This window comes from Mycolicibacterium novocastrense, from assembly GCF_001570485.1.
Taxonomy (GTDB): domain Bacteria; phylum Actinomycetota; class Actinomycetes; order Mycobacteriales; family Mycobacteriaceae; genus Mycobacterium; species Mycobacterium novocastrense.
In genome coordinates this window covers 190268-198770 of the sequence record NZ_BCTA01000021.1, presented here as the reverse complement: position 1 = coordinate 198770, position 8503 = coordinate 190268, and the positions used below count along the sequence as shown (strand labels likewise).

Sequence of the window (8503 nt, the reverse complement as noted above, 5' to 3'; positions counted from 1 at the left end):
GCCTTCGACTGACCGAAAGCCCATCCGACCAACCACGAAAGACCCACTGGCCCTGGGAAAGCCCGCCCACCCGGCGACACGGGACCACCAAGCACGCCCACAACCCTCCCAGCCCAGTCCCAGCTCAGTTCCCACGCCCGAGTTCGCCCGCATCACCCTGGGCGAAAAATCGAGGCTAGGGCACCTCCTGCGCGAGTGCTTCTAGGGCACCTCCTGCGCCGAGTGTGGGGTCGCCGCACACTCGGCGCGCAAATGCGTGCGGGTAACCCACGTTCGGCGCAGGGAAAATCGGTGGACTCGATGGGTGCGCCTCCGCGACCATCGACAGGTGAGTACGCAATTCGAGATACAACAGCCGGTGCGCAACGCCGGTGGTTGGCGCGTGCTCGCACCGTTTCGCAACCGCGAGTACCGCCTGCTGATCGCGGCGGTGACGCTGTCGATCTTCGCCGACGGCATGTTCGCGGTGGTGCTGGCCATGCAGGTCATCGAACTGAACAACGACCCCGTATCGCTGTCGATCGTGACGACCTGCTTCGGCGGCGCACTCGTCGCGTTCGTATTGGTCGGTGGGATCGCCGCCGACAGATTCCCTCAGCGGGCAATCATCATCGCGGTCGAGACGGTCAACGTGCTCGCCTCGACGGGTATCGCGATACTGGGAATGCTTGGCGCACTGCAGATCTGGCATCTGGCGGTGGGAGCGGCGGCCCTGGGCGCGGCGGCGGCGTTCTTCTTCCCCGCCTACAGCGCGATCCTTCCGCGCATCCTGCCACCCGAGCAGCTGCTCGCGGCCAACGGCGTGGAGGGCGTGGTGCGCCCGGTGTTCCAACGCGCGATCGGCCCGGCCGCCGCCGGAGTGGTCATCGGCGCGACGTTTCCCGCACTGGGCGCGGTGGCGGTGGCCGCCTTGTTCGCAGTCGGCCTGGTGCTGCTGGTGGCGACCCGCCCCTCGCTGAAACCCGCTACGGCGCAAGAACCCACACATGTGCTGCGCGATCTTCGCGACGGCTTCGTATTCGTGCTCGGCACGCCGTGGCTGTTGTGGACGCTGTTGTTCGCCAGCATCTTCGTGCTGGTCGTCCTGGGACCGATCGAGGTGCTGCTGCCGTTCATCGCCAAGGACCGCTTCGCCGACGGCGCACGGATGTACGGCTTCATCCTCGCGTTCTTCGGGTTGGGCAGCGCACTGGGAGCATTGACGGTGTCGTCGGGCCGCATGCCGCGCCGGTACCTGTCGGTGATGATGGCGATGTGGAGTCTCGGCGCCATCCCGCTGATCGTGTTCGGCTTCACCTCATCGTTCGCGGTGATGGCCGTCGCGACGTTCATCATCGGGTTCACCGACGGCACCGGAATGGTCATCTGGGGCACCCTGCTGCAGCGACGGGTGCCGACCGCGATGCTGGGCCGCGTGTCGAGCCTGGACTTCTTCGTCTCGCTGGCGTTCATGCCGGTGTCGTTCGCGGTCGTCGGACCGTTGTCGAAAGTCGTTTCGATACAGACGATTTTCCTCGTCGCGGGCATCGTTCCCATGCTGGTCGCCGCGGTCGCGGTGTGGGCGGCGGGGATGCGTCGCGACGAGCTGGCCCACCCGCTGCGCTGAGTCACACGCCGAAGATCGGCGGCAGCGCGAGCACCATCACCAGACCCCAGAAGAAGTGCGTCAGCATCGGTGCGAGGATGCCGCCGGTCATCCGGCGCTCGAACGCGCAGATCGTGCCCAGGATGATCGCGGCGAAGCCGAGCATCGGATTACCGGTGGTGGCCGCGGTCGCGATGACGTAGAAGACCGTCGAGATCAGTATCGGTTTCATCGTGCCCAAGGCCGTATAGAGCGCACCGCGGAAGAACATCTCCTCGGCCAGCCCGTTGATCACGGTGATGAACGTCACCAGGACCAAAGGTCCATAGTCGGCGTATTCCAGTACGCGAGTGATGTATTCGCGCACACCGGGAATCTCACGCGCGATCAGGCCGCCGACGACGAACACCGCGCCCAGCGCCAAACCGATTGTGGTGCCGGTGATCACGGGCCGTTGATTGCGACCGCGGAAGCGGATGCATCCCATGTGCAGCGGGCCGGACAGCAACGCGCCCAGCGCCCACACCCCGGCCAGCGCCAACGTCAGCCAGTAGAACGACGAGTCCCCCGGCGGCCGCGTCAGCGAATATCCAAGTAGCGCAGCGCCGATGACGAGCACGACCGCGACGACGATGCGCCTGCGCCGTATGACGCTGGGCGGTTCGTGATGCGGGACCGGGCACGCGCTGACGATCTCGCGAATCTCACCAAGCAGCCCGGGGCGAGGCTGAGTCTTCTCCGTCACGTCGGAACAACCTTGGGCACGAAGTGCAGCAGCGTGTCCACCCCGGTACGTACCGCCCCGGCAACGGGTCCGGGCACCCCGCCGATGAGCCCGAGCGCGGGCCGGGCGATCGACGGTGTGACCGCACCGGCGACCTGTTGCAGACGCAGCGTGTCCCCACCCGCCCACGCGGGGTCGGTATCGGCGAGGTGGTGTGGGTCGGTGAGCTCGTCGACGGGTCGACGCCGACGACTTGCCAGCGCCCGTGTGATCGCCTCCTCGACGCCGATCAGCCCGGCGGGCGGGTCCGGCACAAACTCACGCAGCCGGGAGTCGGAAGCGATCATCGGGTGGTCCAGCGACTGCACCAGGTCCGCCGCCAGACCGCCCGGGACCGGGAGCACCGCCGCCGTCACCCACGACACCAGACCGGTGTCGACGCCGTTGACCGGCAGCTCGGCCCTCCATTTCCCGGCGATACGCGCGTACGTGCGCAGCAGCTCGGCGTACGACGTGGTTTCCGGGCCGGTGATGTCGTAGGCCCCGGCGGGCACCCGCTCGCCGTCTGCGGCGGCGACGAGGTAGTGCAGCACATCGCAGATCGAGATCGGGTCGATCGGGTTCGCCGACCACGACGGCATCGGAATGACCAGGAACCGATCCCCCACGTAGCGCAGCATCTCGAACGACGTCGACCCCGCACCGATGATGATGGCCGCGCCGAGCCACACCACGTCGGGTCCGCCGTCGACGTGCAACGCCTCGGCGACCTCGGCGCGGCTTGCCAGGTGCTCGGACAGCTCGTCACCGTCGGGCACGAACCCGCCGAGATACACGATGCGACGCACACCGGCGTCCTTGGCCGCCTTGGCCACGGTGGCTGCCGCGCGGTTGTCCGCCTCGCGGAAATCGGGCTGCCCGATGCCGTGCACGAGGTAGTAGACGACGTCGACGGGACCGGCGTCGGCGAACGCCGACCGCACCGAGGCTTCGTCGTGGGCGTCCAACGCGACGGCGTCCACGCGGTCCTGCCATCCGAAATCGGCCAGCCGATCGGGATTTCGACTGGCGGCGACCACCTCGTGGCCCTCGGTGAGCAGCTCGGTGACGAGCCGGGAGCCGACGTAACCGGTCGCGCCGGTCACCAGTGTGCGAACACGTTTCACGGTAGGGCCTGTACCCGGATCGGACCCGGGAGAATCTAGGCCGTCGCGTCCCGGTGCAGATCGATCAGGTGCTGGTACACCTGAGCGTTGTAGCGGTTGTGGTTGACCTCTGCGTCGCTGAGGTCGCGGCGCACCTTGCCGGGGACCCCGGCGACCAAGGTCCGCGGCGGCACCACGAAACCCTGCGACACGACCGCGCCCGCGGCGATCAACGCTCCGTGGCCGACCGTCGCGCCGTTGAGGATGACCGCCCCCATACCGATCAGCGCCCCGTCCTCGACGACACAGCCGTGCAGGACGGCGTTGTGCCCCACGCTGACCTCTTCGCCGATGCAGACGGGAAATTCCGGGTCGACGTGGACGGTGACCCCGTCCTGGATGTTGGTGCCGAAACCGATCTCGATGGGCTCGGCCTCGGCCCGCAGCGTGGCGCCGTACCAGACGCTGGCCCGTGCGGCGAGAGTCACCTGGCCGATCAGGCTCGCGTTGGGCGCTGCCCAAGCCTCGGCGTGCAGCGACGGCGTGCGACCACGAATGGGAACGATCAGCGGCTCGGGCATGCGGCTCATCGTATGCACCGGCCTTTCACCGCCGTTCGGCGCACTATGTGGGCAGATTGACAAAGCCCAGGTCAGGTGGCTTGCAGCGGCCGTTTGGCGAGGTGGTGACTTTGGCAGCCACGCAACAGTGCCTTTAACATGCGTTGCGACCTGTCTAGCTGAGGAGCCGTAAGTGAAGACTCGCACCAGCAAAGCCCTTGGTGCCACCGCCGGGATCGCCGCGATCGCCTTTTCGGTGCCGCTGGCCGTGACCGCGTACGCCGATCCGCCCGCGCCCGCCCCCGAGCAGCCGGCCGAGCCGACCACCACCGCGGTGGTCGAGATCCCGAACCCCGAGGGGAAGGGCTGTGACGCCTTCAAGGAGGCGGTGCCCGACTGGAAGGCGCTGAACAACCTGCCCGTCGGCCAGGCTCTGCAAGCCATCCCGGACGCCAGCACCTTCTACTCCGCGATCTCGGGCGGGTTCAACCCCGCCGTGAACGTGGTGCCCGTGCTGGAGAACGGCCCGTACGTGGTCTTCGTGCCGACGAACGAGGCGTTCGCCGCACTTGCGCCCGCGCAGCTGGACGCGTTGAAGGCCAACCCCGCCGCGCTGACGGACTTCGACTACTACCACGTGTTCCTCGGGATGCTCGGGCCCAAGGACGTCAAGGGGCAGCGGCCCACCCAGCAGGGTGCGGAGATCAAGGTGACCGGTGAGAACGCCGACGTCACGATCAACGACACCGCCAAGGTGGTCTGCGGTGGTATCCAGGCCGCGAACGCCCGTATCTACCTGATCGACGCGGTGCTCGATCCGGCCAACGCGCCCGAGGCCGTCACGCCGTCCGCGACGTCGACCAGCGAGACGACCACCACCCAGACGACGACTGATACCACCGAGCCGGCGGAGCCGACGCCGGCTGCCGACGCCCCGATCGGCTGATCTCACCCCGACACGCAAAAGCCCCCGAAACTCCGTTGTTTCGGGGGCTTTGGCGTAGGGGTGGCTAGACGCCACGGTGGCTAGACGCCACGCCGGCGAGACCCGGCTAGACGCCACGCCGGCGAGCCGGCTATACGCCGAGGTCGCGGCCGATGATCTCCTTCATGATCTCGGTGGTGCCACCGAAGATCGTCTGGATGCGCCCGTCGACGTAGGCGCGCGCAACGCGGTACTCCATCATGTAGCCGTATCCGCCGTGCAGCTGCACGCACTGGTCGACGACCTTCTTGGCCACCTCGGTAGCCCACCACTTGGCCTTGGCCGCCTCGACAGCGGTCAGCTCACCGTCGACCACACCCTGCAGGCAGCGGTCGATGTAGTTCTCGGTGACCTCCAGCTCGGTCTCCATCTCGGCGAGCAGGAAGCGGTTGTGCTGGAAGCTGCCGATCGGCTGGCCGAAAGCCTTGCGGTCCTTGGCATATTGCAGCGTCTCGTCGAAGACTCCGCGGGCCCCCGCGATGGCCGAGATCGCGATGCCCAACCGCTCCGAGGGCAGGTTGGTCATCAGGTGGTAGAAGCCGCGACCCTCCTTGCCGAGCAGGTTCGCGTTCGGCACCCGCACGTTTTCGAAGTGCAGCTCGGAGGTGTCCTGCGAGTGCAGCCCCATCTTGTCGAGCTTGCGGCCCCGCGTGAAGCCCTCCATGTCGCGCTCCACCACGAACAACGAGAAGCCCTTGTGACCGGCCTCTGGGTCGGTGCGCGCGACGACCACACACAGGTCGCAGTTGATACCCGACGAGATGAATGTCTTGGAGCCGTTGATGATCCAGTCGTCACCGTCGCGCACCGCGGAGGTGCGGATGCCGGCCAGATCGCTACCGGCACCCGGCTCGGTCATCGCGATCGCGATGATCAGCTCGCCGCTGGTGATGCCCGGCAGCCAGCGCTTCTTCTGCTCGTCGTTGGCCAGCTCCTTGAAGTACGGGCCGACGACGTCGTTGTGCAGGCTCAGTGCCGGTCCGTGCACGCCGGACCTGGCGATCTCCTCGTCGATGATCGCGTTGAACCGGAAGTCATCGGAGCCGCCGCCGCCGTACTCCTCGGGCATGTTGAACCCGATCAGCCCGTACTTGCCCGCCGCCGTGAACGCAGACCGGTCGACGATGCGCTCGGTCTCCCACTTCTCCTGGTTGGGTACGAGCTCGCGCTCGATGTACTCCCGGACAGTCTCCCGGAACGCCTCGTGTTCGGCGTCGTAGATAGTTCTTTTCACTTTGCTTACTTGGCCTTCCAAACAGGCTGGCGCTTCTCGGCGAATGCCAGCGGTCCTTCCTTGGCGTCCTCTGAGCGGAGCACCGTCGAGATCTCACGCATGGTCCTCGACCATCCACCTTCGTCACCGGCGATGACGCCGTCGTCGACGCCCATCGCCACCCGCTTGCTCGCCCACACGGCAAGCGGCGCATTACAGGTGATGCGTTCGGCGAGTGCGAGCGCGGCCTCCACCGCCGTGCCGTCGGGTACGACCTGGTTGATCAGACCCCACTTCAGGGCGTCGGCCGACGACATCGGCTCGCCGGTGAACAGCAGCTCCATCGCGACCTTGCGCGGCAGGTGGTCGACGATGCGGAACACCCCGCCCGCGGCGGCGATGAGGCCCCGCTTCACTTCGGGCAGACCGAATTTCGCGCGCTCCTCGGCGATCACCAGATCACTGGCGAGTGCGAGTTCGGTTCCTCCGCCCAGCGCGGTGCCGTTGACCGCGGCGATGGTCGGCTTGTCGATGTAGTGGCGCACGTAACCGGCGAAACCCCACTCGGAGTGGTCCGGGTGGAACAGGCTCTCCCGCCGCGAGATGGCCTTGAGATCGGCACCGGCACAGAAGGATTCACCGGCGCCGGTGATCACCACCGCGCGCATCTCGGGGTCGTCCTGTGCCTGCTGCAGCGCATCGCCGACCGCGGTGCTGACCGCGCAGTTGACGGCGTTGCGCGCCTCGGGCCGGTTGATCGTGATGAGCATGACGTTCCCGCGGCGCTCGGTCAGCGCCGCGGGGGTCGTCATGGCTCGTCCGACGACGATCGCTGAGGAGTCGGACACAAGCGACTCACAGCAGCTCGAGGATGGTGGCGTTGGCCTGGCCGCCGCCCTCACACATGGTCTGCAGACCGTACTTGATCCCGTTGTCGCGCATGTGGTACAGCAGCGTCGTCATGATGCGCGCACCCGAGCCGCCGAGCGGGTGGCCCAGCGCGATCGCACCGCCGTTCGGGTTCAGCTTCTTCTCGTCGGCGCCGATGTCCTTGAGCCACGCCATCGGAACCGGCGCGAACGCCTCATTGACCTCGAATGCCCCGATGTCGTCGACGGACAGGCCGGAACGCTTGAGCGCCTTCTGGGTTGCCGGGATCGGCGCGGTCAGCATGATCACCGGATCGGCGCCGGCCAGCACCGCGGTGTGCACGCGGGCCAGCGGCTTGAGGCCCAGTTCCTTGGCCTTCTCCGCCGACATGAACAGCAGCGCCGCCGAACCGTCGGAGATCTGCGACGAGTTGCCGGCGTGGATCACGCCGTCCTCGCGGAAGGCGGGCTTGAGCTGGCCCATCTTCTCCAGCGTGGTGCCGCGACGGATGCCCTCGTCCTTGAGAACGGTATTGCCCTCGTCGTCCTTGATGCCGACGATCTGATCGTCGAACGCACCCGCATCCTGTGCGGCAGCGGCCTTTTCGTGCGAGTCGAGCGAGAACTGGTCGAGATCGGTGCGGCTGAAGCCCCACTGCTCGGCGATCATCTCGGCGCCGATGCCCTGGTTCGGAGTCTGCTTGTAGCGGTTCTTGAAGTTCGCCGAGTACGGGTTGCCGCCGTTGGCCAGCGAGGCGCCCATCGGGGTGCGCGACATCGACTCGACACCGCCGGCGACGACGACGTCGTAGTGGCCGGCCACCACGCCGGCGGCGGCGAAGTGCACCGACTGCTGGCTCGAACCGCACTGGCGGTCGACGGTGACGCCGGGGACGGTCTCCGGCCAGCCGGCCGTCAGCAGGGCCGTGCGACCGATGTCGAGGGCCTGCTCACCGGCCTGCATGACGCAGCCCCAGATGACGTCGTCGACGAGCGCGGGATCGACGCCGGCGCGCTGCACCAGACCGTTGAGAACCTGCGCGGACAACTCAGCCGGATGCACACCGGAAAGTCCTCCGTTGCGCTTGCCGACGGGCGACCGTACTGCCTCGACGATGACGGCTTCAGCCATGACACTTCTCCTTCGAAGTCCGAGGATTCACCCGCATACGCGCGGGTCCACCCCCGAACGTAAACGAACAAGGTTTACTAGGTCAACCTACTGGTTGGTGGGTGTGATCTGATGGCGGGGTGCCCATCGGATTTTCTGAGGTGCCGCGAAGGTAGCGGAGGCTCGCCCTGCCAGGTCCTTCGGGATAGGGTTCTCGTCCGTCCGAGCTCCGACCCCCAGGGGTGGCGCCGCTCATTGCTTTTGCGCGACGTGACCCCCGCACATGGTTTACTGAGTTGTACAGCTGGCCG

General features: G+C 67.1%; 8 protein-coding genes. 2 read left to right on the top strand and 6 right to left on the bottom strand.

Annotation, left to right across the window (positions count from 1 at the left end):
* The first annotated feature begins 358 nt into the window (after positions 1-358).
* Positions 359-1606: a tetracycline efflux MFS transporter Tet(V) gene (gene tet(V), locus RMCN_RS07160; protein ID WP_201028801.1), complete on the top strand. Its 1248-nt coding sequence runs from the start codon at positions 359-361 to the stop codon at positions 1604-1606.
* 1 nt (position 1607) lies between these two features.
* On the opposite strand, the gene RMCN_RS07155 is transcribed toward tet(V), so the two are convergent.
* Genes RMCN_RS07155 through RMCN_RS07145 form a run of 3 tightly spaced genes read right to left on the bottom strand, consistent with a single transcriptional unit; the run spans position 1608 to position 4035 of the window.
* The gene (locus tag RMCN_RS07155) at positions 1608-2330 is read right to left on the bottom strand and encodes a CPBP family intramembrane glutamic endopeptidase (protein ID WP_067387987.1); all 723 of its coding nucleotides are present in this window, start codon (positions 2328-2330) and stop codon (positions 1608-1610) included.
* Positions 2327-3475, bottom strand: a complete 1149-nt coding sequence (locus tag RMCN_RS07150; protein WP_067387986.1) for an NAD(P)H-binding protein — start codon at positions 3473-3475, stop codon at positions 2327-2329. Before RMCN_RS07150 ends, RMCN_RS07155 begins: the two co-directional genes overlap by 4 nt.
* Before the next feature lie 35 nt (positions 3476-3510).
* Positions 3511-4035: a gamma carbonic anhydrase family protein gene (locus tag RMCN_RS07145; RefSeq protein ID WP_064412291.1), complete on the bottom strand. Its 525-nt coding sequence runs from the start codon at positions 4033-4035 to the stop codon at positions 3511-3513.
* Positions 4036-4207: 172 nt separating this feature from the next.
* Between RMCN_RS07145 and RMCN_RS07140 the strand changes: the two genes are divergently transcribed.
* Positions 4208-4960, top strand: a complete 753-nt coding sequence (locus tag RMCN_RS07140; RefSeq protein ID WP_067387985.1) for a fasciclin domain-containing protein — start codon at positions 4208-4210, stop codon at positions 4958-4960.
* A 130-nt stretch (positions 4961-5090) separates the two neighbouring features.
* On the opposite strand, the gene RMCN_RS07135 is transcribed toward RMCN_RS07140, so the two are convergent.
* The 3 genes from RMCN_RS07135 to RMCN_RS07125 are packed head-to-tail and all read right to left on the bottom strand — an operon-like array spanning position 5091 to position 8213.
* Positions 5091-6233 (bottom strand): acyl-CoA dehydrogenase family protein, encoded by a 1143-nt coding sequence (locus RMCN_RS07135; RefSeq protein WP_064346691.1) that lies wholly within the window; start codon positions 6231-6233, stop codon positions 5091-5093.
* Positions 6234-6238: 5 nt separating this feature from the next.
* On the bottom strand, positions 6239-7024 hold the full coding sequence (locus tag RMCN_RS07130; RefSeq protein ID WP_067387984.1) for a crotonase/enoyl-CoA hydratase family protein: 786 nt from the start codon (positions 7022-7024) through the stop codon (positions 6239-6241).
* A gap of 43 nt (positions 7025-7067) precedes the next feature.
* Positions 7068-8213, bottom strand: a complete 1146-nt coding sequence (locus RMCN_RS07125) for a thiolase family protein (protein ID WP_064346688.1) — start codon at positions 8211-8213, stop codon at positions 7068-7070.
* Positions 8214-8503 lie beyond the last annotated feature (290 nt).